We start from the raw sequence: 22,390 nt of genomic DNA, 5'->3' as shown, positions 1-22,390 counted from the left end.
CAGGGCCGTTGTGGCTATGATCGAACGATGACCCCCTCCAGTTACTTCCGTTTCCCGCATGTCCACGGCGATCTGGTCACCTTCGTGGCCGAGGACGACGTGTGGATTGCACCCGTGGGCGGGGGCCGTGCCTGGCGCGTGTCCTCCCTGCAGTTGCCGGCCCGCAACCCGCGTTTCACCCCCGACGGCAAGCGCCTGGTCTGGACCGTCGTCCAGGGGACGGCCCCGGAAGTCGTCACAGCAAACGTAGACGGCGGCGGCTACCGGCAGCTGAGCTACTTCGGCCACAGCTCCACCCGGGTCAAAGGCTTCACGCCCGACGGCGACGTCCTGGTCACCAGCGCGTTCCGCCAGTCGGACAGCCGGCACACCCACGCCTACAGCCTCCCCGTGACCGGCGGTTGGGCACAGGAACTCCCGTTCGGCCCGGTCGAGTCGGTGGCCTTCGGCCCCGTCGTCGGCGACGAACGCCCTGTGGTGCTCGCGAGCGTCCTATCGCGTGAGCCCGCCTGGTGGAAGCGGTACCGCGGCGGTGCCGGCGGCAAGCTGTGGATCGACGCCGACGGAAACGGCGAATTCGTCCGGCTCGCCGCCGCGCTGGACGGAAACCTCACGGACCCCCTGTGGGTCAAGGGACGGATCGCGTTCCTGTCCGACCACGAGGGCTACGGAAACCTCTACTCCGTACTGCCTAACGGCACCGACCTGCGGCGCCACACCGACCACGAGGACTTCTACGTCCGCCACGCCGCCACCGACGGGGAACGCGTCGTCTTCGAGTCGGCCGGCGAGCTCTGGCTGCTGCCCAGCCTCGACGCGGAAGCCGTCAAACTCGACATTTCGCTGGGGTCGGCCTCGCAAGCGCGGCGCCCCGCCCCGCTAAAGCCCTCGCGGCACCTCGGAGACGTCGTCCCGGACCGCACGGGCGCGTCCAGCGCCGTCGAATCCCACGGAACCGTCCACTGGCTGCGGCACAAGGATGGCCCGTCCCGCGTCCTCGAAGCCACCCCGGGCGTCCGGGCACGGCTGCCCCGGCCTTTCGGCGAGGGCAGGATCGCCTATGTCGCCGACCACGACGGCGTCGAGGCCCTGTACCTGAAAGCCATTGCGGCGCCCCTGGCTGGCGCGTCGGCGGCAGCCACCAAGGCGGCGCAGCCCGCCGTGCCGGCTCAGTCCGCAGCACCGTCCGAAGACGCCGGCACGGCGTTGCCGAAGCCGGTGTCCGCTGCCGCGCTGACCGGGTCAGGATCAACCCCCGCGGCCGTAATCAGCACCGTGTCCAGCCCGGTCACAGCAGACCCGGCCGCGGCTGGTGTCGACGCATCAGGCTCCGGCCCCCAGGCCCACCCGGCCGATGCGGGCACCGCCGTGGAGGCTGCGCCTGCATCCAGCGAGGTCACCCGGATCGACTTCCCCAGGCCCAGCCGGGCCAGCGCCATCGAAGCCAGCCCCGACGGCCGCTGGCTGGCAGTGGGCACGTCCTTCGGGGACATCTACCTTGTCGACACCCGCACGGGCACGATCTCCCAGCTGAGCAGCATCGGTGAAGGCAGCATTGAAGGATTCACCTGGTCCCCGGACTCCGCGTGGCTCGGCTGGTCCGAGCCGGTCACGTCCTTCGGGTCCCGCAGCCGGCTCCGGATCACCAGGATCGACGGCGGCGCAGGCGCGGCGATCATTGATGTCACCGACGGCCGGTTCCGCGACGAATCACCGTCGTTCACCCCGGATGGCAAATACCTTGCCTTCCTCTCCAACCGCAGTTTCGATCCGGTCTACGACGGCCACTCCTTCGATCTGTCCTTCCCGAGCCCGATCAAGCCGTACCTCGTTGCCCTCGCCGCCGACACCCCATCCCCGTTCGGCCCGAGCGTCGCCCTTGAGGATGGCGACGTCGACGTCGACGCCGGTGCTGCGGGAACAGACGGTGCTACACCCGGGGCGCAGTCCGCCGCCAAGCCCGTGCCTTCCGTGCGGGTCGACGCCGAGGGCCTGGCCCACCGCGTCATCGGCGTCCCGGTGCCGCAAGGCAACTACTCCGCACTCGCCACCGCTGCCGGGGCCCTGCTCTGGCTTGAGAGCGAACTTACCGGCACCACCGGCGAAGGCCGGGCCAGCCTTGAGGACAAGGGGTCCGCGCCGAGCCTGGTCCGCTTCGATCTGGCCAAGCGACGCACCTCCACGATCGTTGAGGCTCTGGACAGCTACCGGCTCTCCGGCGACGGAGAAAAGATCGTATTCATCGAGGACAAGCAGATCCGGGTTGCACCCGCCGGCGCCAAGGCCGAGGAGGACTCCGGCCAGCTCATCAAGGTGGACCTGGGCCGCATTCGGGTGCAGCTGGACCCGCTCAGTGTGTGGGGCCAGGCCTTTGACGAGGCATGGCGGCTGCAGCGCGACTTCTTCTGGACCGAGGACATGGCCGGCCAGGACTGGGAGTCCGTCCACGCCCGCTATCGTCCGGTGGTGGAACGCCTCGGCTCCCTTGATGACCTTGTGGACCTGCTGTGGGAGCTGCACGGCGAGCTCGGCACCTCCCACGCCTACGTCCGCCCCGTGGCCGTCACCGAGAACGGCAGCAGCCCCCAGGGGCGCCTCGGCGCGGATCTGGAGTTCACCGGCGAGGGCTGGGAAATCACCCGCATCCTCGCGGGAGAGTCCTCCGACCCGCTGGCCACCTCGCCGCTGACCCGGCCCGGGGCCGACGCCAAGCCCGGCGACGTCCTGCTGGCGATCGACGGCGTCGAACTCACCCAAACGCTGACCCCGGCAGTGCAGCTCGTCGGTGCGGCCGGCCGCGCCGTGGAACTCACCCTGCGCAACGGCGCCGGCCACGGCGCGGCCGCGGGCGCCCAGCGCCGCGTGGCGGTGGTCCCGGTCAAGGACGAGGAGCGCCTGCGCTACCAGGAATGGGTCGCCGGCAACCGGCGGACCGTCCGGGAAGCCTCGAACGGGACGTTCGGCTACCTGCACATCCCGGACATGATGGCCAACGGCTGGGCCCAGCTGCACCGCGACCTCGATACCGAAACGGCCCTGGACGGACTGATTGTCGATGTCCGGCGCAACCGCGGCGGCCACACCTCCCAGCTCGTCGCCGAGCTCATCGGGCGCAAGGTCACCGGCTGGAGCATGCCGCGCGGGGAAAAGCCGCGGACGTACCCGCACCACGCTCCCCGCGGACCGGTCATCATCCTCACGGACGAGTTCGCCGGCTCCGATGGCGACATCATCACGCAGGTCTCCAAGCTGCGGGGGATCGGTCCCGTCATCGGAACCCGTACCTGGGGCGGCGTCGTCGGGATCGACAACCGCTTCGCGCTGGCCGACGGCACCGGCGTCACCCAGCCGCGCTACGCCACCTGGTTCGCCGGTGGAGTGGGCTGGGGTGTGGAGAACTTCGGCGTCACCCCGGATATCGAGGTGACCTTCCCGCCGCACGCGTACGCCGCCGGCACCGACCCGCAGCTGGAATACGGAATCGGGGCGCTGAAGGAAATGATCCAGGAACTGCCCACGGACCGTCCGCCGCTGCGCGAGGGCTACCGCAGGGTCCGGCCCGCACCGTTGCCTGCGCGGGAGCAGGCCGGCCAGGCCTAGGCGGTCCCGCGCGTCGGCGCGGGACCTATAGCGAAGGCCCCCGCCTGCCTGGACACTCCAGGAGGGCGGGGGCCTTTGCTGTACTGCGGGCCGTGTATCGGGGCCCTTGTACTGCGGGCCTAGAACTTGCGGCCGGAGCTAGGAAGCCAGGGTGGCGTCCAGGGTGATTTCGATGCCGGTCAGGGCGGCGGAGACGGGGCAGCCGACCTTGGCTTCCCCGGCCAGCCGCTGGAAGTCGTCTGCGGAAATGCCTGGGACCCGCGCGGCGACGGTGAGGTGGCTGCCGGTGATCCCGGTGCCGGGCTGGAACGTCACGTCGGCCTTGGTATTGATCTCCTCGGCCGTGAAGCCGGCCTGGGCCAGGCCGTTGCTGAATGCCATGGAGAAGCAGGCGGAGTGTGCTGCCGCGATGAGCTCCTCGGGGCTGGTCTTGCCCTCGGCGGCCTCGGCGCGCGCCTTCCAGGTGACGTCGAAGTTGCCCAGCCCGGAGCTGTCCAGGGTGGTGTTGCCGGCGCCTGTCATCAGGTCGCCATTCCATACAGTGTGTGCGGTGCGTGTTGTTGCCATGTCCACTCCTCGACGTCGTTGTGAATCAGGGACCCGGCGAGATGCCGGAGCCTGCCGTGATCAATCCTAGGGATTCTGCTCGGCCGACGCACGGGGGTTCCGCTGTCAGAGGATTGTGACCTAACTGCGGTCTCGTCCGTACAGTGTCGTCATGGACATTACCAAAGATGCGCAGGCGCCTGTGGTGCCGTCGGCCCGCATCGCTTGCGAATCATGGTCAACGCCGTCGACGCCGAACGCCTGGCCCAGTTCTGGGCCGCACTGCTGGGCACGGCGGTCTCGTCGCGCTTCGAACAGTTTGTCTGGCTCCGGCCTGCCGGCCCCGGAGCCCCGCAGTTGGCCTTCCAGCAGGTTCCCGAGCCCACGGAAGGCAGGCGCCGCCTGCACCTGGACATCCATGGGTCCGACCCTGCGGCGTTGCGCGCTCACGCCGAGTCCCTCGGTGGCGCGTTCGTGGAGGGCAATGACATAGGCGACTTCCATTGGGATGTCATGCAGGATCCCGTGGGCAACGAATTCTGCATCGCCGGCGACTGACAAGCCGCTTAACGACGGCGGCGCCTTAACGACAGAGGCGCCGCACCCCGGCCGGGGTGCGGCGCCGCCGCTTTTGGTCAGAAACTACTGCCAAAGGGTCGCAATCGCGACGTTGAGCAGGGCAAGGCCACCGACGCTGTGCGCGAGGCCCTTGCTGACCGGCTCGCCCTTCTTGTACTTGCGGCTGCCAATGAAGGCCAGGACGCCGACGATCAAGGCAATGACGAGTTTGATGCCGAGCTTGACGTAGTTGGCGTTCATGTCCAGGGCCGGGATCAGACCCACCATGATGATGCCCGTGATCAGCTGCAGCATCGCGCCGTCGAACTGGCGGGGGTGGACGGTGGGCTTCTTCATCTGGCCGATCCAGATGCCGACGATCATGGCGGCGCCGATGATGTGCAGGAAGACCATGACGTTATAGACGATGTTCATGGCATCAGTGTAGCCAGAGTCTTCTACGCACTGTAGTAAGACCCGCCGGGCCGTCCCGGGACGGAACAGCAAACGGCGACGGCGGCACGGGTACCCCGGTGGTTTCCCACCGGCGCCCGCACCGCCGTCGCCGTCGTCGTGCTTTTAGACCCTAGAGCCCGAGGTCGGCTTCGAAGGCGCCTTCTTCGAGGCGTGCCTTCAGCGTCTGCAGGAAGCGTCCCGCGTCGGCGCCGTCCACCAGGCGGTGGTCGTACGTCAGGGAGAGGTACATCATCGACCGGATGGCCAGCGAGTCATCGCCGTTCTCGTCGGCGACCACGACGGCCCGCTTGACGATCGCGCCGGTGCCGAGGATGGCCACCTGCGGCTGGTTGATGATCGGGGTGTCGAACAGGGCGCCCACGGAACCGATGTTAGTGATGCTGAAGGTTCCGCCGGAGAGCTCGTCCGGGCCGATCTTGCCGTTGCGGGTGCGGTCGGCGACGTCGGCGATCTTGCCGGCCAGGCCGGCCAGGTTCAGGTTGCCGGCGTCCGAGATGACCGGAACCAGCAGGCCCTTGTCGGTGTCCACCGCAATCGCCAGGTGCTCGGCGTTGTGGTAGGTGATCTCCTGCTTGTCCTCGTCGTAGGAGGCGTTGACCTTCGGGTGCTGCTTCAGGGCCTCGGCAACAGCCTTGGCGATGAAGGGCAGGAAGGTCAGCTTGGAGCCGTTCTGGGCCTGGAAGGAGTTCTTGGCCTTGGCGCGCAGCTTGGCCACCTTGGTCATGTCGACCTCGTGCACCTGCGTCAGCTGGGTGGAGATGTCCAGCGACTCGCGCATGCGGCGGGCGATGACCTGGCGGATCCGCGGGGCCTTCTGCACGGTGCCGCGCAGCGAGGACGCAGCAACTGAGGCCGGTGCCGATGCGGCGGGGGCCGCAGTGGTTGCCGCCGGTGCGGAAGCGGCCGGTGCGGCCTTCGCCTCGGCAGCTGCCAGCACATCCTGCTTGCGGATGCGGCCGCCGACGCCGGTGCCGGTCAGGGCCGCGATGTCGACACCCTGCTGGTTGGCCAGCTTGCGGACCAGGGGAGTTACGTAGCCGGACTCTGCCGGTGCGGCAGCTTCCGCGCCAGCCGGTGCGGGGGCGGCCGGAGCAGCCGGGGCTGCGGGAGCTTCCTGCTTGGGTGCTTCCGGAGCCGGAGCCGGAGCGGGAGCTGCTGCCGGTGCGGGAGCGGCCGGAGCCTCCTGCTTGGGGGCTTCCGCTTCCGGGGCCGGTGCCTCGGCGGGCGCCGGTGCGGCCGGTGCAGCGGCGCCGGAACCGATGACGGCGAGGACGGAGCCGACCTCGGCGGTCTCGTCCTCGTTGACGCGGATTTCCAGGAGGGTTCCGGCAACCGGGGACGGGATTTCGGTGTCAACCTTGTCGGTGGAGACCTCGAGCAGGGGCTCGTCGACCTCTACGGAGTCGCCGATGCTCTTCAGCCAGCGGGTGACGGTGCCTTCGGTGACGCTTTCACCCAGTGCCGGCAGCGTGACGTCGTGTCCTTCGCCGGCCGGAGCTGCAGCCGGAGCCTCTGCGGCGGCCGGGGCGGCGGGAGCCTCGGCCTCGGGGGCCGGTGCCTCCTCGGCCGGAGCTGCAGCCGGTGCCTCTTCGGCGGGGGCGGCGGCCGGTGCCTCTTCGGCGGGGGCGGCGGCGTCGCCCGTGCCGATGCGGACCAGCGGGGCGCCAACTTCAGCGGTCTCGTCTTCGGCGACGAGGATTTCCTCGATCACGCCTGCGATCGGAGAGGGGATCTCGGTGTCTACTTTGTCGGTGGAGACTTCGAGCAACGGCTCGTCCACCTCTACCCGGTCACCGACCTGCTTGAGCCAGCGGGTGACGGTTCCTTCGGTGACGCTCTCACCGAGGGCGGGCAAGTTAACGGATTCAGACATGTCGTCCCCGTTCTCCTTATTGATCTTTAGTGCGGATGATTGCTGCCTTGTTCGAGCTTAGTGCACCCGGCATTTCCGGCCGGGTGCACTAAGCTCTGTGGTCTTGCGGGGATGCCTAGCCGTGGAGGGGCTTGCCCGCCAACGCCAGGTGCGCCTCGCCCAGGGATTCGTTCTGGGTGGGGTGCGCGTGGACCAGCTGGGCCACGTCCTCCGGGTAGGCTTCCCAGTTCACGATCAGCTGGGCTTCACCGATCTGCTCGCCCATGCGGGCGCCGATCATGTGGACGCCCACCACGGGGCCGTCCTTCTGGCGGACCAGCTTGACCAGGCCGCTGGTGCCCAGGATGGAGCTCTTGCCGTTGCCGGCCAGGTTGTATTCCTGGGTCTGGATCTGGTCCTCGCCAAACTTCTCTTTGGCGGCCTTCTCGCTGTAGCCGACGGTGGCGATTTCGGGTTCGGAGTAGGTGACCTTGGGGATGTTGACGTCTTCGACGATGACCGGCTTGAGGCCAGCGATCTCTTCGGCGACGAAGATGCCCTGCTGGTAGCCGCGGTGCGCGAGCTGCACGCCGGGGACGATGTCGCCGACGGCGAAGACGTTGCCGACGCCGGTGTGGAGTCGCTCGTTGGTGATGACGAAGCCGCGGTCGATGGTGATGCCGGCCTCTTCGTAGCCGAGGTTCGCCGTGACAGGGCCGCGGCCGACTGCTACGAGCAGGAGGTCGGCTTCGAAGGTCTTGCCGTCTACGAGGGTGACCTTGACGCCGTCGTCGTTCTGCTCGACGCCCTGGAAGAAGACACCGGTGGAGAACTTGATCCCGCGCTTCTTGAAGGCACGCTCAAAGGCCTTGACGATCGTGGCGTCCTCGTTCGGAACCAGCGACGGGAGGCCTTCGACGATCGTGACGTCGACGCCGAAGGACTTCCAGACTGAAGCGAACTCGACGCCGATCACGCCGCCGCCCAGAATGATCGCGCTCTTGGGGATGTAATCCATGGTGAGGGCTTCGTCGGAGGTGATGACCTTGCCGCCGATTTCCAGGCCCGGCAGCGTGCGGGAGTAGGAGCCGGTCGCGAGGACAATGTTCTTGCCCTTGTACGCGGTGCCGTTCACGACGACGGTGTCGGTGCCCTGAAGCTTGCCTTCACCCTCAATGACGGTGATGCCCTTCTTGCCCTTGATCAGACCCTGAAGGCCCTTGAACTTACCGGCAACGATGCCGTCCTTGTAAGCATTGACAGCGTTGATGTCGATGCTGTCAAGAGTCACGTTGACGCCGTACTTGGACGAGTCGCGGGCGTGGTCGGCCAACTCGGCGGAGTGCAGCAGGGCCTTGGTGGGGATACAGCCGTTGTGGAGGCACGTACCACCGAGCTTGCCCTTTTCGATGAGGCCGACGGTGAGGCCAAGCTGGACAGCACGCAGTGCGGTGGCGTAGCCGCCGCTGCCGCCGCCGAGTACCAGGATGTCGAATTCTTGCGCAGTTGCCTGATCGGCCACTAAAACGCTCCCTCGCGTGAACGATGACACGAGAGTACGCATCATCTGGTCTTGGAACCTGCCTGCTGTGATTGTGCCAGCCGGCAGGTTTCCCTTTCATTTGTGACTACTACATGTGGGTCTGCTTCTGGGAAACAAGGTTTACCTTAGCGAACCACTAATACATGCTCCACCTTGCCATGGCGTTTGTGGAGCGCTTGTGTCCAGTGTCACGCGGCTTTGTGGCCGGGGAAGCACCGCCGCCCCGGCCACAAAGCCGCAATGCTGACTAGACGGCCTTGGCGAGGATGTCCTCGACGTAGGCCACCAGGGTCCGGACGGTGCAGCCCGTGCCCTGCTTGTGGTTGTAGCCGTAGGGGCTGCCGTTGTTGAACGACGGGCCGGCGATGTCGATGTGTGCCCACGGGATCTGTTCGCCGTCGTTGCCCTTGCCCACGAATTCGCGCAGGAAAACGGCCGCGGTCATCATTCCGCCGTGGCGTTCGCCGATGTTAGCGATGTCCGCGACCTGCGAGTCGAGGCTGGCCCGGAGCTCTTCCGGCAACGGCATGGGCCAGACGAGCTCGCCGGCCCGGTCGGCGGCGGTCTTGATGGCGCCGGTGAGTGAGTCGGAGCCCATCACACCGGCGGTGCGGTCGCCCAGGGCGATCAGCTGGGCGCCGGTAAGGGTTGCGACGTCGATGATGGCATCCGGGAATTCCTGGCTGGCGGCGACGATGCCGTCGGCCATGACCAGGCGCCCCTCGGCGTCGGTGTTGAGGACCTCGACGGTCTTGCCGCCGAACATCGTCAGGACGTCGGCCGGGCGCTGGGCAGCGCCGGAGGGCATGTTCTCGGCGATGCAGAGCCACGCGGTCGCCTTGACGGGCAGTCCGAGGCCCGCCAGGGCCAGGACGGTGTTGAGGACGACGGCGGCGCCCGCCATGTCGCTCTTCATGTCGCCCATGCCCAGGGCCGGCTTGATGGAGATGCCGCCCGTGTCAAAGGTGATGCCCTTGCCCACGAGGGCGATCTTGGCCGTGGCCTTCGCCGGGGCGTATTCGACCTTCACGAGGCGCGGCTGCCGGGTGGAGCCCTTGCCGACGCCGAGGATGCCGCCGAAGCCCTCCTTCTCGAGGCGCTTCTCGTCCCAGACCGTCACCTTGACCGGCAGGCCCTTCGACAGTTCCTTGGCGGCGTCGGCGAAGGACTCAGGGTAGAGGTGGCTCGGCGGCTGGTTCACCAGCGTGCGGGTCGCGTTCACGGCCGTGCCGATCAGGGACGCCCGACGCAGGACCGGCTGGAGCGCCTTGTCCGTGGCGAAGTCGGTGCGGATGACGACGTTCTTCACCGGGTCCTTGAGCCCGTCCTTGGAGGACCGGAACTCGGTGTAGGAGTAGGCGCCCATGGCGGCTCCCTCGGCGACAGCCGCGACCTCGGCCAGGGTCGTCGTCGGAAGGGCAACGGTGACGGTGGTGACGCCGGCCAACTGGCGGACGGCAGAGCCGGCGGCGCGGCGCAGCGCCTCCTCGGAAAGCGGCTGCTTCGCTGAGGCATTTTTCGCCGGCAGCTTGCCGACGCCGGCCAGGAGCAGGATGGTGGCCCCAGTCTCGGGCAGGCCGGGCAACCGGTGAGCCTGGTCCGCCGCGCCGGTGATGCCAAGAACGCTCAGTGATTCCGCCAAGGCCTCCGCGGCCTTGGCCGTCAGCGGGTTGTCGAGCAACACGGGGCCGTCGGGACCCTGTCCGACGCCGATGACGAGGGCATCGCTGGGGGACTTCTTCAAATCCCCTGCGACTGCACTAAGTTTGACTTCGCTATTCTTGACCACGCGGACAGTCCTCAATTCTCTGTGATGGTTCTCGGTGATATTCGGCAGGAACTGCATGTTTGGCGCCCTGCCGCGGATCCCGGGGGCGCCGTCGGTCTGGGACGCAACCCGGTGTCTGCAAAACAAGCCCTAGGGCCATCACCGATCGTAGTCTCTCGGCAGTGCGGAAATTCAATCGAATGAGAGCTGGAGCACACCCCAGGCAGGAATTTGCCCGGTCGCCGGGGCGTTGTACAGGTAGCGGCGCTGCCGTGCGGTGAGTGCCGCATGGGACTGGCGGACAGGATCTGCCTGACCGGCGGGTTCTGCCTGGCATCGTCCGGACGACGGACCGCGCCCCGCCTCTTCCACCGCCGCCATCGTGAAAGGAACACGCCGTGATTGAACGGATTTCCGGCTCTTTGCTGGATCCCCAGACGCTCTACATCCGTGATGACGCGCTGTTCTCCAGCACCGAACTGCGCGGACTCAACCTCGTCATGGGGTTCACCGGCTTCGCCGACGCCGGCCACGTGGTCCGGCAGATCACCGCTGAACTGCTGGACACCCTCGATGCCCAGATGATCGCCGAGTTCGACGCCGACCAGCTGATCGACTACCGCTCCCGGCGCCCGCAGATCAGCTTTGTCGAGGACCACCTGCAGGACTACCAGGCGCCGAGCCTTGCCCTCTACCGGCTGGTCGACGGGCTGGGCAGCCCGTTCCTGCTCCTTGCGGGGTTCGAGCCGGACCTGCAATGGGAACGATTCGCGCGCGCCGTCGTCGGCCTGGTCGAGGAGCTCGACGTCAACCTCGTCACCTGGATCCATTCGATCCCGATGCCGGTGCCCCACACCCGGCCGGTCGGTGTGACCGTGCACGGCAACCGGCCGGAGCTGATCGAGGGAATCTCGGTCTGGAAGCCCACGGTGGAGGTCCCGGCTGCGGTGGGGCACATCCTGGAGTTGCGGCTGTCGGAGGCCGGCCGGAACATCGCCGGTTATGTGATCCATGTGCCGCACTACCTGGCCGAAGCCGAGTACCCAACGGCTGCCGTAGCCGGGCTGGAGTACCTGGGCGCGGCAACGTCCCTCATGCTGCCGACCGACCGTCTGCGCGAGGCCGGCCGTGACGTGGGCCGGCAGATTGCCGAGCAGATCGAGGCATCCGAGGAGGTCCAGCAGGTGGTCTCACGGCTGGAGACCCGGTACGACGAAAAGGCCGAGGGGACGGTGCGGAGGTCGCTGCTGGCAGATGAGAACGACCAAATCCCCAACGCCGATGCCCTTGGTGCTGCCGTCGAGGCGTACCTGGCCCGTAAAGAACCCGGCGAATAAATACTATTTATCATGAACCCGGGCATAATGGGGGAGTGACCTCTCCCCGCGCCTGGCTGATCTGGATCATTGGGATCTTTGCCTATCTCGTGGCGGTCAGCCAGCGCACCTCTTTCGGGGTGGTCGGCCTGGAGGCAACGGAACGCTTCCACGCCAGCGCGGCCGAGATCTCCTTTTTCACCGTGCTCCAGCTCCTGGTCTACGCGGCGCTGCAGATTCCCGTAGGCGTCCTCGTGGACCGGTTCGGCTCCCGCGCGATGCTGGCCGGCGGCGGTGTCCTGATGGGGCTCGGCCAGCTTCAGCTGGCGTTTGCCGACAACATCCCCGGCGGAGTTCTGGGACGCGTCTTGGTGGGCGCTGGGGATGCCATGACGTTTATCTCCGTGATCCGGCTTATCCCGCTCTGGTTCGCGCCGGGGCGTGTGCCGCTGCTGACGCAGCTGACCGGCATGTCCGGGCAGCTGGGCCAGCTCTTCAGTGTGGTGCCGTTCGCGATGATCCTGCACTCCGCGGGCTGGACTCCGGCTTTCCTGACACTCGCGGCGATGTCGGCCCTCGCCGTCGTGCTGGTCCTGCTCCTGCTTCAGGACCTTCCGCCCGGGCACCCGGCTCCGCCGCATTCCCAGGGGCTGCGCGCTACCGGGATTTCGCTGGCGCACGCCTGGCGGCAACCCGGGACCCGGCTCGGGCTGTGGAGCCACTTCACCGTCCAGTTCAGCGGCACGGTTTTTGCCATGACGTGGGGCTACCCCTTCCTGATTTCCGCCCAGGGGCTGGACGGCGGAACCGTCTCGGCCCTTATGGCGTTGTACGTGGCCGGTGCCATTGCCGCCGGACCGCTGATGGGCAGATTCGTTGCCCGGCATCCGCTGCGGCGCTCCACCATGGTGCTCCTGATTTCCGGGTGCACCGCCGTCGCCTGGGCAGCGGTGCTGCTGCTGCCGGGACGCGCACCGCTCTGGCTCTTGGCTGCCCTCGTGGTGACCCTGGCCGTCGGCGGTCCCGGCTCCATGATCGGCTTCGACTTCGCCCGGACTTTCAACCCCGCTCACCGGCTCGGCACTGCCACCGGCATTGTCAACGTGGGCGGCTTCTTTGCCGCACTGGTGTCCATCTACCTGATTGGGCTGGTGCTCGACCTCCTGCACGCCAGCGGGTTCTCCCATGGTGAGCTCTACGGCCTGGATCCGTTCCGCGTCGCCCTCAGCGTGCAGTTCCTGGTGCTTGCCGGGGGAGCCTGCGGCATCATCGCGACCCGGCGGAAAGTCCGGCGCCAGATGGCAGCCCAAGGGGTCATGGTTCCGCCGCTGCTCAAGGCTCTCGCCGGGCAGCGCAGGCTGGTCGCGGAGCGGCGCCGCACGCCCTGATCCGCAGTTTGTCAGGTTCGCTTGTTTGGCAGGTTCGTGCGGCTCGCGGGAACGCCTGAAGCTCACGGTCGCTGTGCCGAAACGATTGTGGATCCTCTATGGCTGCCGTGGCTGATGGATCATCCGTTGGAGTGAAGTTGTTCATCATTCCGGTGGAACTCACTCAGAATGAGCGTCAGTGGTGCGGAAGCCCGCTTAGGGTGAAGCCATGTTCAAAACGATCCAGTCTCTGAGGCTCCTCGCGGCACCGGCCATGGCCGTGCTGCTGCTGGGGGCGATCTTTATTCTGGAGGAGCGCCATTTCGACCAAAAGAGTGCCCTGCTGCTGGCGCTCGTGACGGGTGTCGCTGTGGCCGAGATCCTGCCGGCGGCCGCCCTGGGGCTGGTCTTCGTCTCCCTGGTCCTACAGAGCCTCAAGATCTTCCCGCTGGTCTTTCTGTCCGGCGTGCTGAGCTACGCTGCTGTTCCCGTCGTCATCTTCTTCGCAGCGATCGGATGGAAGACCCGAAGCCGGTGGGTCGCACCCAGTGCGGCTGTCATCTTTGCCGGCATCATCACCGTCAACTGGTTCACCGACCAGACCTGGATAAATATCATCTTCGCCAGCCCGATATACGGCAGGGGATTACTGCGAACCCTCACCTACGCCTTTCTGATCTTCGGGGCTTTCGCCGCTCTGAACCTGGCCACCTGGGCCGTCGGTGTGGCAGTAAACAACCTCTCGAGGAGCCGGAGGGCGCAGCTCGCGGCGGAAACCAAACTCCGGGAGACGGCGACCGAACTCACCGTAGAACAGGAACGCAACAGAATCGCCGGGGAGCTCCACGACGTCCTGGCCCATTCACTGACAGTCATCGTGGCGCAGGCCGACGGAATACGATTCATCCACCGCACAGAACCGGAAACCGTGGAAGAAGCATCCAAGGTCATCGCCGAATCGGCGAGGACCGCACTGGTCGAAACGCGCCGGCTCATCGAAGGTTTCTCCACGGAGGTCACCGACCACCCGGCGCACAGGGTTGAAGACCTGGTGATTCTTGCCGAACGTTTGAGCTCCAGCGGCATGCCTGTCACGATCGAAACGACGGGCCAGCCACGGGACATGACCGCAGGCCAGCAGCTAACGGTCTACCGGCTGGCGCAGGAGAGCCTCACAAACGCCTTCAAGCACGGAGACCGGAGCCAGGGCACGCAGCTGCACCTGGTGTGGACGGCAGCATCCCTTGAGCTCCGTATCAGATCGTCGCTGATCACCAGCCCTGCCGCGACACCGAGCACAACCCCGTCGGGCCGCGGGATCGCGGGAATGAAAGCCCGCGCCGCGGCCGCGGGCGGGTGGGTCGAAACAGTCCGGGGCGACGAGACCTTCGAAGTGATGGCGTTCCTCCCTGCGACGGGTCCTGACCGGTACCCGGAATCTGTCCCCGCGACAGCTGAACTTCCAGTCCTGGACGGAGCACTGCTGTGACAGGTACCCCGATTCGGATTGCCCTGGCCGATGACCAGCCGCTGTTCAGTGCCGGACTCAAGATGATCCTGCGCAGCCAGACGGACATGGATCTTGTCGGCGAAGCCGTCAACGGAGAGGCCGCCGTCGAACTCGTACAGGAGACCTGCCCTGATGTGCTTCTCATGGACATCCGGATGCCCGTCATGGACGGAATCACGGCCACGAAGACGATCCTGGAAACGCCCAGTGGAAGTGCCACCAAAATCATCGTTCTGACCACCATCCAGCACGACGAAGCCGTCGTCCGCGCCATCCAGGCCGGCGCGGCCGGTTTCCTGACCAAAGACACCACACCCGACTTCCTGCTGGCCGCCATCCGAACGGTTCACTCGGGGCACTCAGTCATCGCCCCGGCCATCACCAACGAACTGCTGCGCGACTACACCACGCCCTCTTCCGGGAACGACGTTGCTCTGGCGGGCCTGTCCGGCAGGGAACGCGACGTGTTTCTCCTGACCGCCAAAGGGCTGGGAAACGCCGAGATCGCGGCCTCACTGGTGCTCAGCGAAGCCACTGTGAAATCCCACGTGGGCAGCATCCTGTCCAAGCTGAAGCTGAAGAACCGCATCCAGCTCGTGGCCTTCGCCTACGAAAACAACGTCCTCAACTAGCCGCCAACATCACCGTCCCACCTGCCTGGCCTTCCCACACAGGGAAGGCCGGCCACCGCATTGCCCAAAACAACCGAAGGAGTCCACCATGAAGAAGAAGATCTTCGGCGCTGGCGTGCTGATCGTAGGCACCGGCGCCGCACTGGCTGCGGCTGCGATCCCGGCCGCGTCGGTTACCGCGTCCCCGGAGCCCGTCCCAGGGATCATCCGCCAGGCAGAGGCCTACGCCTCAACAGATCCGATCGCCGAAAAGGGCATGCAGGAGGCTGTCCGGCGCTGCATGGCCAAGGCCGGCTTCGACTACACGCCGCCGAGTTCCGACCTGACGCTGGACCTCAACGGTGCCATCGGATTCAAACGGCTCACGGTTGAGGCGGCCAAGGCCAGCGGCTACGCCAGCACCGGGCCGCAGGGACCTCACGAGCCGGCTCCCGGGTCCGCGGACGGCAAACTCTTCGCCAATCCGGCCTTCACCAAGGCACTCACCGGGCCCGGCGACACCGCGTCAATGACCACGGTGGACGGTATGGGAACGTCCTCCGGCGGATGCCGCGGCGAAGCCATGACGCAGATCTACGGCAGCGCGGAAAACTACATGCTCGCCACCGGCATCGCCTCCAACTGGTTTTTCCCGGCCACCCTGTCCGCCTCCGGCGACTCGGGCATTACCAAAGCAGTCGCTGACTGGGTGGCCTGCATGAAGGAAACCCCTTACGCCTCGTTTGCTAACCCGGGGCAGGCCGCCGATGCCGGTAAAACTGCGGGCGGCCAGGAAGAGTTCAGAATCGCCGTGACCGACGCCGTCTGCCGGGACAAGACCGGGTTCCACGCTGCCCTGGACAAAGTCCTGGACAAGTACCTGACAACCCGCATGCAGGAACTTGCCCCGCAGATCGCGAAGGTCAAAGAGATTCGCCGGACGGCCGACGCCAACGCGGCAGCACTGGGTGGCACTGCCTCGAAGTAGCGCGGCACGGCGCAACAGCCGGCGGGGTCCTGTCAGCATTCGGGGGTGACAGGACTCCGTCCGTTGGCGGCGGTTCCGCCATAGCGGTTGCGAACTCGGCGCGGTTATCCACATAGCGCAGTCTGGTACTGCCGCGGGGACGCGGACGCCGCGAAGCTGGGCTCATGACAGCTCCCGATCACTTGAGAATCACCGGCCCCGAAGACATCCTCGGCTTCATCCCGCACTCTCTCGGCTACTGGCCGGAAAACAGCCTGGTGGCCATGACCCTGCAAGGCAAACGGCTCGGAGCCACCTTGCGGGTCGACCTCCCCGAGCCCGGCGGCGGAGCCGGTGGGAGCGGCGGTAGAGACGGTGCCTCCGTGGCCGGTGGGCGGGGTACCGCCGTCTCCAAGCGCCGCGCCGGCTCCGGCCGGAGGGACATGCTGGCCGACTTCGCACGAAATGTCGTGGCCTACCTGGAGGCGGACGACGCAGCCGACGGCTCGCTGCTGGCCTTGTTCACCGACACCGACACGAGCGGTCCCGGCGGTGGCCCTGCGTGGGCGGGCCTGCTCAAGGAACTCGAGCTTGCCCTCGAGGCAGCCGGACTGCCCTTGCGGGACGCCTGGATTATCGGGACTAAGTTCTGGCGCAACGCGCAATGCGATGATCCGGATTGCTGTGGGTCGCCCGGCCGGCCGGTCGAGCAGATCAAGAACAGCAGGCTCAACGCCGAGATGGTCTACCGCGGCAGCAGTGTCGGCGCCGTCCCCGGTGCGCAAGGGACTCAGCCGGCGTCGTTGCCTGTGGACCCGGCGGTGCGCGCGGCCGAGTGCGGCTGGGCGGAGCAATTCTCCCCGCGACGGCGGGACCGGGCGCAATTTGACCAGGTGCTCGATGTTTGGACCATGGCCATGCAGGCTGCCACTAGCCGGGAGCTTCCTTCTGACTCCGGCGCCGTGGCCCCTGGGGCTACCATCACCGATGCCGGAACGACCGTCGCCGGGAACCACGCCACCGGGAACGGGAACCACCCCGCCGGGAACCTGGATCCTAGTGATTTCGAACCCAGGAACGCGGCTCAGCCACTTGTGCTCTCACCTGAACTGGCCGGCTACCTGCGGGCCAGTCTGTGTATTCCGTCATGGCGGGACGCCGTCCTCGTCATGGCCGCGGCCGGACGGTCCGCGGCCGAGTACGGCGCCGAGGACTTCGGCATGTTCGACACGGAAGCCGGGTCCGCCGCCCCGCCCGGAACCATGTCCTATTCACGGCTCGGGCCGACGCCTAGTCCTCTGCCGCAGGCGTCTACCACCGGCAGGCCCGCTGCTGGCGCCGTTCCGGTTACCGAAGCGGTCCCCGGCTACGGGGAGGTCCTGCTCGGACTGGCGCCATCAGTCCCGGATTGGACCCTGCTGGTCGGGCTTGAGCGGGTCCTCGAGCGGCTCGGCGGTCTTGGTGACGGGGAGCCAACTGCAGCCGCAGTGACGGCACGGGGGTGGATCGAATGGTGCCGTGGCCGCGGCTCCTACGCCGACGCCTTGTACCGGCAGGCCTTGCAGGAGCACCCGGGATACAGGCTCGCGGAGCTGCTGGCAGAGCTCGGCCGGCGCGGCACCCTTTGCGGTTGGGCGGCCAGGCGCGAGGCCGCCTGGCAGAAGTTTGCGCCTGACGCGGCATGAGTAACTGACGCGGCGGGGAAGCCCGGGCAATATTGTGGACCCGGCGTCCCGAAAGGCGCCCAGAATGAAAACCGTGAGACAATGGTTGCCGCGACCCGGTTGGGTCCGTGTATCAAGTGCCCTAAATGAACCTTGGAAACAGGGAACATTAAGGCCATCCCAGCAGTTCTACTAAGTGGCTCTGCTGGCCGTGGTTGCGCTTGATGTCAAACACGGACTTGACAGGGTCATAGTGGTGTTGCCCGTATGGCGATCCGCAGAACCGCAGCTAGAAAGGTTTTCAGTGACCCCGACTTCCGCGAAGAAGGAATCCGCCGACCAGGCCGAATTGTCCCCTGAGGAGAAGAAGGCGGCGACCAACGCCAAGCGCGCCGCGACGCGCGCAGCCAACAAGGCTGTCAAGGACGCCGCTTCCGCAGAGGGTGGCGACACCGTTACCGGAGTCGCCAAGCCTGAGCCCAAGAAGCGCGGGCCCAAGCCCGGCGCCAAAGCCGCGGCGGAAGCCGCCGGCAACTCAGCCAGTGCGTCCGACAATGACGTCGACGCCGAAGAGGATCTCGACGACGTCACGCCCGACGCCGCCGAGCTCGGCGACGACGTAGAAGGCGAAGAAGTCGCCGGCAAGGCCGCGGCCACCACCGGCTCCGGCTTCGTGTACTCCGACGCCGACGACGACGACGCCCCGGTGCAGCAGGTCATGTCCGCCGGCGCCACCGCCGACCCCGTCAAGGACTACCTGAAGCAGATCGGCAAGGTCGCCCTGCTGAACGCCGAGCAGGAAGTGGACCTGGCCCTGCGAATCGAGGCCGGACTCTTCGCCGAGGAGAAGATTGCCGCCGACGACGGCAGCATGGATCCGAAGCTCAAGCGTGAGCTCGAATTTGTCATCCACGACGGCAAGCGTGCCAAGAACCACCTGCTGGAGGCCAACCTCCGCCTCGTCGTCTCGCTGGCCAAGCGTTACACCGGCCGCGGCATGCTGTTCCTGGACCTGATCCAGGAAGGCAACCTGGGTCTGATCCGTGCGGTCGAGAAGTTCGACTACACCAAGGGCTTCAAGTTCTCCACCTACGCCACCTGGTGGATCCGACAGGCGATCACCAGGGCCATGGCCGACCAGGCCCGGACCATCCGCATCCCGGTGCACATGGTGGAAGTCATCAACAAGCTGGCCCGTGTCCAGCGCCAGATGCTGCAGGACCTCGGCCGCGAACCCACCCCGGAGGAGCTGGCCCTCGAGCTGGACATGACCCCGGAAAAGGTCGTGGAGGTCCAGAAGTACGGCCGCGAGCCTATCTCGCTGCACACCCCGCTTGGCGAGGACGGCGACTCCGAGTTCGGCGACCTCATCGAGGACTCCGAAGCCGTGGTTCCCGCGGATGCCGTGAGCTTCACCCTGCTGCAGGAACAGCTGCACTCGGTGCTGGACACGCTCTCCGAACGCGAAGCCGGCGTGGTCGCGATGCGCTTCGGCCTCACCGACGGCCAGCCGAAGACTTTAGACGAAATCGGCAAGGTCTACGGCGTCACCCGTGAGCGGATCCGCCAGATCGAATCCAAGACCATGTCCAAGCTGCGGCACCCGTCGCGGTCACAGGTCCTGCGCGACTACCTGGATTAAGCGCCGACCGGCCGCAGGCTAGGCGAAGTTCACAGCAACGCGGGGTTACATCCCGCCCGTCCTCATCGGACTGGGCCGGAAGTGACCCCGCGTTGCTGTTACTGCCGCCATTTTGCTGTGGATGCCGCCAAGTACATCGCTGCTGCACGCCCGGGAACCAGTCACTTAACGAATCAGGGCCCCTCCGATATGGAGGGGCCCTGATGCAGTGGTCTCAGGTCGCCCGGAACCCTGTAGGGCGCCGAGCCGAAACCGGTGCGGTCTAGTCGACCGGAACCGGGGCCTTCTGGTGAAGGCGGTCAGTCTCGTCATGCCAGTCTGAGCTGAGCGGCTTGAGTGTCGGCTCTACGGCGCGTGCGTGGTGGCCGCAGAAAAGAAGCTCACCGCCGGAGGCACCGAGAACAACTCGGACATATGCCTGTGCTCCGCAACGATCGCACCGGTCTGCGGCAGTCAGTGTGCGGTCCGCAACTGCTGTTGTCATGTTCGGCCTCCTTAGTAGATCGGTATACCTATATAACCAGCATTCGTGGCCGATACATGGCACGGATGGCCTACTTTCGCTGTCCGCGTATCACGTCTCAATAACGGCGAGTGGCCGGAGAGTCCCTGCGGGGAGTGGCAAACCGTGGATGACCCGGAGTCCGACTAACCTAGGAAGAGCGTCAAATTCTGTGACTGCCCGCCTGCGCACGCTGCAGGGGCGGTCCCGATCCTGTAAGGAGTTCACGACCCGTGGCACCCAGTTCTGATTACACCGCCCGGCACCTCTCCGTGCTGGAGGGCCTCGAGGCCGTCCGTAAGCGCCCGGGCATGTACATCGGCTCCACGGACTCCCGCGGACTCATGCACTGCCTCTGGGAAATCATCGACAACTCCGTCGACGAGGCCCTCGCCGGCTTCGGCCACGACATCAAGATCATCCTGCATGCGGACAATTCGGTGGAGATCCACGACGACGGCCGTGGCGTTCCGGTGGACGTCGAACCGAAAACCGGGCTGACCGGCGTCGAGGTGGTATTTACCAAGCTGCACGCCGGCGGAAAGTTTGGCGGCGGCTCCTACACCGCTTCCGGCGGCCTGCACGGCGTGGGTGCCTCCGTGGTCAACGCACTCTCGGCCCGCCTCGACGTCGAAGTGGACCGCGGCGGCAAGACGTACAAGATGTCCTTCCGCCGGGGGGAGCCGGGCCGGTTCAAGGATCCAGGCACCAAGCCGGACCCCGCGACGCTCTTCGAACCGTTCATCGACGGCTCCGTGCTCGATGTCGTGGGGAAGGCCAAGCGCGGCGTGACCGGAACCCGGATCCGCTACTGGGCGGACCGGCAGATCTTCACACCCGACGCCAAGTTCTCCTACGACGACCTCGCCGCACGTGCCCGACAGACCTCATTCCTGGTCCCCGGACTGAAGCTCACGGTCCGGGACGAACGCAGGGTTGCCGGCACGCCCGGCGAATCGGGCCCGCATGAGGAGGTCTTCCACCACGACGGCGGCATCTCCGAGTTTGTCGACTTCCTCGCCGCCGACCCGGCCGTCACGGATATCTGGCGTCTTCACGGTGCCGGGAAATTCAAGGAAACTGTGCCCGTCCTTGACGAAAAGGGCCACAGCCAGCTCGCGGAGGTCGAACGCGACTGCGAGGTCGACGTCGCGCTGCGCTGGGGGATCGGCTATGACAACACGGTCCGCACGTTCGTCAACATCATTTCCACGCCCAAGGGCGGCACCCACCAGTCCGGCTTCGAACAGGCCCTGCTCAAGACGTTCCGCAAGGCCGTGGAGACAAACGCCCGCAAGCTCAAGGCCGGCAACGACAAGATCGAAAAAGACGACATCTTCGCCGGCCTGACCGCAGTCCTGACGGTCCGGCTGGCAGAACCGCAGTTCGAGGGCCAGACCAAGGAAATCCTGGGCACGTCGGCCGTGCGGGCCATCGTGGCCAAGGTGGTGGAACAGGAGATCAGCGCCAAGCTGACGTCCGCAAACCGCAACGACAAGGCCCAGTCCGCGCTGCTGCTGGAAAAGATCGTCAGCGAGATGAAGTCCCGCATCTCGGCGCGGGTCCACAAGGAAACCCAGCGCCGCAAGAATGCCTTGGAAACCTCATCCATGCCCACCAAACTTGCCGACTGCCGCACGGACGACGTCGGACGCTCCGAACTGTTCATCGTCGAAGGTGACTCGGCCCTCGGCACCGCCAAGCTGGCGAGGTCCTCGGACTTCCAGGCGCTCTTGCCGATCCGCGGCAAAATCCTCAACGTCCAGAAGGCCTCTGTGGGGGACATGCTCTCCAACGCCGAGTGCGCGGCCCTGATCCAGGTGGTGGGAGCCGGCTCCGGCCGGTCGTTCGACATCAGCGCCGCCCGGTACGGCAAAGTAATCCTGATGACCGACGCCGACGTCGACGGCGCCCACATCCGGACCCTGCTCCTGACGCTCTTCTTCCGCTACATGCGCCCGATGATCGACGAGGGCCGCGTCTTCGCCGCCGTTCCGCCGCTGCACCGTGTGGAGGTGGTCAACGCCGGCCAGAAGGCCAACGAGATGATCTACACCTACTCTGAGGCTGAGCTCCATGTCCTGCTGGCGCGGCTCGCCAAAGAGGGCAAGCGCTACAAGGAGCCGATCCAGCGGTACAAGGGGCTGGGAGAGATGGATGCCGAGCAGCTGGCCGAAACCACCATGGACCCGCGTCACCGGACGCTGCGCAAGGTCGGGATCGAGAACGCCAAGCAGGCCGAAGAGACTTTCGATCTCCTCATGGGCTCGGACGTGGCGCCGCGCAAGGACTTCATCATTGCAGGCGCCGCAAACCTGGACCGGGAGCGCATCGACGCCTGACGTCCCGCCGTCGGGAAGGGCCGGTGGCTGATTTCCCGCGGCGGCTCCGCTGGGCCTGCCGCTACCAACCTTTGCCCAAGGTGCTTCCGATAGCTTCATCTCACCGATGCGGGCAAGGACGCCCG

General features: G+C 66.5%; 16 protein-coding genes. 10 read left to right on the top strand and 6 right to left on the bottom strand.

All coding sequences use genetic code 11. From position 1 onward, the window contains the following. Positions 1-27: 27 nt before the first annotated feature. A complete protein-coding gene (locus tag BLS42_RS13490; protein ID WP_090581957.1) occupies positions 28-3,600 on the top strand; it encodes a S41 family peptidase in 3,573 nt (1,190 codons plus the stop codon). A gap of 138 nt (positions 3,601-3,738) precedes the next feature. Here BLS42_RS13490 and BLS42_RS13485 read toward each other — a convergent pair whose 3' ends face one another. Further along, the gene (locus BLS42_RS13485; RefSeq protein ID WP_090581955.1) at positions 3,739-4,167 is read right to left on the bottom strand and encodes an OsmC family protein; all 429 of its coding nucleotides are present in this window, start codon (positions 4,165-4,167) and stop codon (positions 3,739-3,741) included. Between the two features lie 213 nt (positions 4,168-4,380). Between BLS42_RS13485 and BLS42_RS13480 the strand changes: the two genes are divergently transcribed. Continuing rightward, positions 4,381-4,704: a VOC family protein gene (locus tag BLS42_RS13480; RefSeq protein WP_090581953.1), complete on the top strand. Its 324-nt coding sequence runs from the start codon at positions 4,381-4,383 to the stop codon at positions 4,702-4,704. Between the two features lie 84 nt (positions 4,705-4,788). Here the strand turns inward: BLS42_RS13480 and BLS42_RS13475 are convergent, their stop codons facing one another. The 4 genes from BLS42_RS13475 to BLS42_RS13460 form a co-directional block, all read right to left on the bottom strand. After that, complete coding sequence (locus BLS42_RS13475) at positions 4,789-5,139, bottom strand: hypothetical protein (protein ID WP_090581951.1); 351 nt, start codon at positions 5,137-5,139, stop codon at positions 4,789-4,791. Between the two features lie 151 nt (positions 5,140-5,290). Next, a complete protein-coding gene (gene sucB, locus BLS42_RS13470; RefSeq protein WP_090581949.1) occupies positions 5,291-7,054 on the bottom strand; it encodes a 2-oxoglutarate dehydrogenase, E2 component, dihydrolipoamide succinyltransferase in 1,764 nt (587 codons plus the stop codon). Positions 7,055-7,169: 115 nt separating this feature from the next. After that, positions 7,170-8,555 carry a dihydrolipoyl dehydrogenase gene (gene lpdA / locus BLS42_RS13465; RefSeq protein WP_090581947.1) on the bottom strand — a complete coding sequence of 462 codons (1,386 nt, stop codon included), beginning with the start codon at positions 8,553-8,555 and terminating at the stop codon, positions 7,170-7,172. Positions 8,556-8,823: 268 nt separating this feature from the next. Then, positions 8,824-10,365 (bottom strand): leucyl aminopeptidase, encoded by a 1,542-nt coding sequence (locus BLS42_RS13460; RefSeq protein ID WP_090581945.1) that lies wholly within the window; start codon positions 10,363-10,365, stop codon positions 8,824-8,826. Between the two features lie 377 nt (positions 10,366-10,742). On the opposite strand from BLS42_RS13460, the gene BLS42_RS13455 reads away from it, so the two are divergent. From BLS42_RS13455 to BLS42_RS13425, 7 genes are all read left to right on the top strand, one after another. Continuing rightward, positions 10,743-11,681, top strand: a complete 939-nt coding sequence (locus tag BLS42_RS13455) for a proteasome assembly chaperone family protein (protein WP_090581943.1) — start codon at positions 10,743-10,745, stop codon at positions 11,679-11,681. Positions 11,682-11,716: 35 nt separating this feature from the next. Next, entirely contained in the window at positions 11,717-13,048 is a 1,332-nt protein-coding gene (locus tag BLS42_RS13450) for an MFS transporter (RefSeq protein ID WP_090581941.1), read from the top strand. Between the two features lie 208 nt (positions 13,049-13,256). Further along, positions 13,257-14,516: a sensor histidine kinase gene (locus tag BLS42_RS13445; RefSeq protein WP_090581939.1), complete on the top strand. Its 1,260-nt coding sequence runs from the start codon at positions 13,257-13,259 to the stop codon at positions 14,514-14,516. Then, the gene (locus BLS42_RS13440; RefSeq protein ID WP_090581937.1) at positions 14,513-15,169 is read left to right on the top strand and encodes a response regulator; all 657 of its coding nucleotides are present in this window, start codon (positions 14,513-14,515) and stop codon (positions 15,167-15,169) included. Before BLS42_RS13445 ends, BLS42_RS13440 begins: the two co-directional genes overlap by 4 nt. A gap of 88 nt (positions 15,170-15,257) precedes the next feature. Beyond that, entirely contained in the window at positions 15,258-16,136 is an 879-nt protein-coding gene (locus BLS42_RS13435; protein WP_090581935.1) for a hypothetical protein, read from the top strand. 164 nt (positions 16,137-16,300) lie between these two features. Continuing rightward, positions 16,301-17,800, top strand: a complete 1,500-nt coding sequence (locus BLS42_RS13430; RefSeq protein ID WP_090581933.1) for a DUF4192 family protein — start codon at positions 16,301-16,303, stop codon at positions 17,798-17,800. Positions 17,801-18,083: 283 nt separating this feature from the next. After that, positions 18,084-19,421 carry an RNA polymerase sigma factor gene (locus tag BLS42_RS13425; protein ID WP_090581931.1) on the top strand — a complete coding sequence of 446 codons (1,338 nt, stop codon included), beginning with the start codon at positions 18,084-18,086 and terminating at the stop codon, positions 19,419-19,421. Positions 19,422-19,683: 262 nt separating this feature from the next. Here the strand turns inward: BLS42_RS13425 and BLS42_RS20620 are convergent, their stop codons facing one another. Next, on the bottom strand, positions 19,684-19,905 hold the full coding sequence (locus tag BLS42_RS20620) for a DUF7455 domain-containing protein (protein ID WP_026266251.1): 222 nt from the start codon (positions 19,903-19,905) through the stop codon (positions 19,684-19,686). A 251-nt stretch (positions 19,906-20,156) separates the two neighbouring features. Here BLS42_RS20620 and BLS42_RS13415 point away from each other — a divergent pair, with 251 nt between their 5' ends. Then, a complete protein-coding gene (locus BLS42_RS13415) occupies positions 20,157-22,265 on the top strand; it encodes a DNA gyrase/topoisomerase IV subunit B (RefSeq protein ID WP_090581929.1) in 2,109 nt (702 codons plus the stop codon). The last annotated feature ends 125 nt before the right edge of the window (positions 22,266-22,390 follow it).

The organism is Arthrobacter sp. ov407 (assembly GCF_900102895.1).
Classification (GTDB): domain Bacteria; phylum Actinomycetota; class Actinomycetes; order Actinomycetales; family Micrococcaceae; genus Arthrobacter.
This window is presented reverse-complemented; position numbering and strand designations above follow the sequence as displayed.

Coding starts and splice junctions, on each gene's coding strand:
- BLS42_RS13490 (WP_090581957.1), top strand. CDS start 28: ATGACCCCCTCCAGTTACTTCCGTTTCCCGCATGTCCACGGCGATCTG.
- BLS42_RS13485 (WP_090581955.1), bottom strand. CDS start 4,167: ATGGCAACAACACGCACCGCACACACTGTATGGAATGGCGACCTGATG.
- BLS42_RS13480 (WP_090581953.1), top strand. CDS start 4,381: ATGGTCAACGCCGTCGACGCCGAACGCCTGGCCCAGTTCTGGGCCGCA.
- BLS42_RS13475 (WP_090581951.1), bottom strand. CDS start 5,139: ATGAACATCGTCTATAACGTCATGGTCTTCCTGCACATCATCGGCGCC.
- sucB (WP_090581949.1), bottom strand. CDS start 7,054: ATGTCTGAATCCGTTAACTTGCCCGCCCTCGGTGAGAGCGTCACCGAA.
- BLS42_RS13445 (WP_090581939.1), top strand. CDS start 13,257: ATGTTCAAAACGATCCAGTCTCTGAGGCTCCTCGCGGCACCGGCCATG.
- BLS42_RS13435 (WP_090581935.1), top strand. CDS start 15,258: ATGAAGAAGAAGATCTTCGGCGCTGGCGTGCTGATCGTAGGCACCGGC.
- BLS42_RS13430 (WP_090581933.1), top strand. CDS start 16,301: ATGACAGCTCCCGATCACTTGAGAATCACCGGCCCCGAAGACATCCTC.
- BLS42_RS20620 (WP_026266251.1), bottom strand. CDS start 19,905: ATGACAACAGCAGTTGCGGACCGCACACTGACTGCCGCAGACCGGTGC.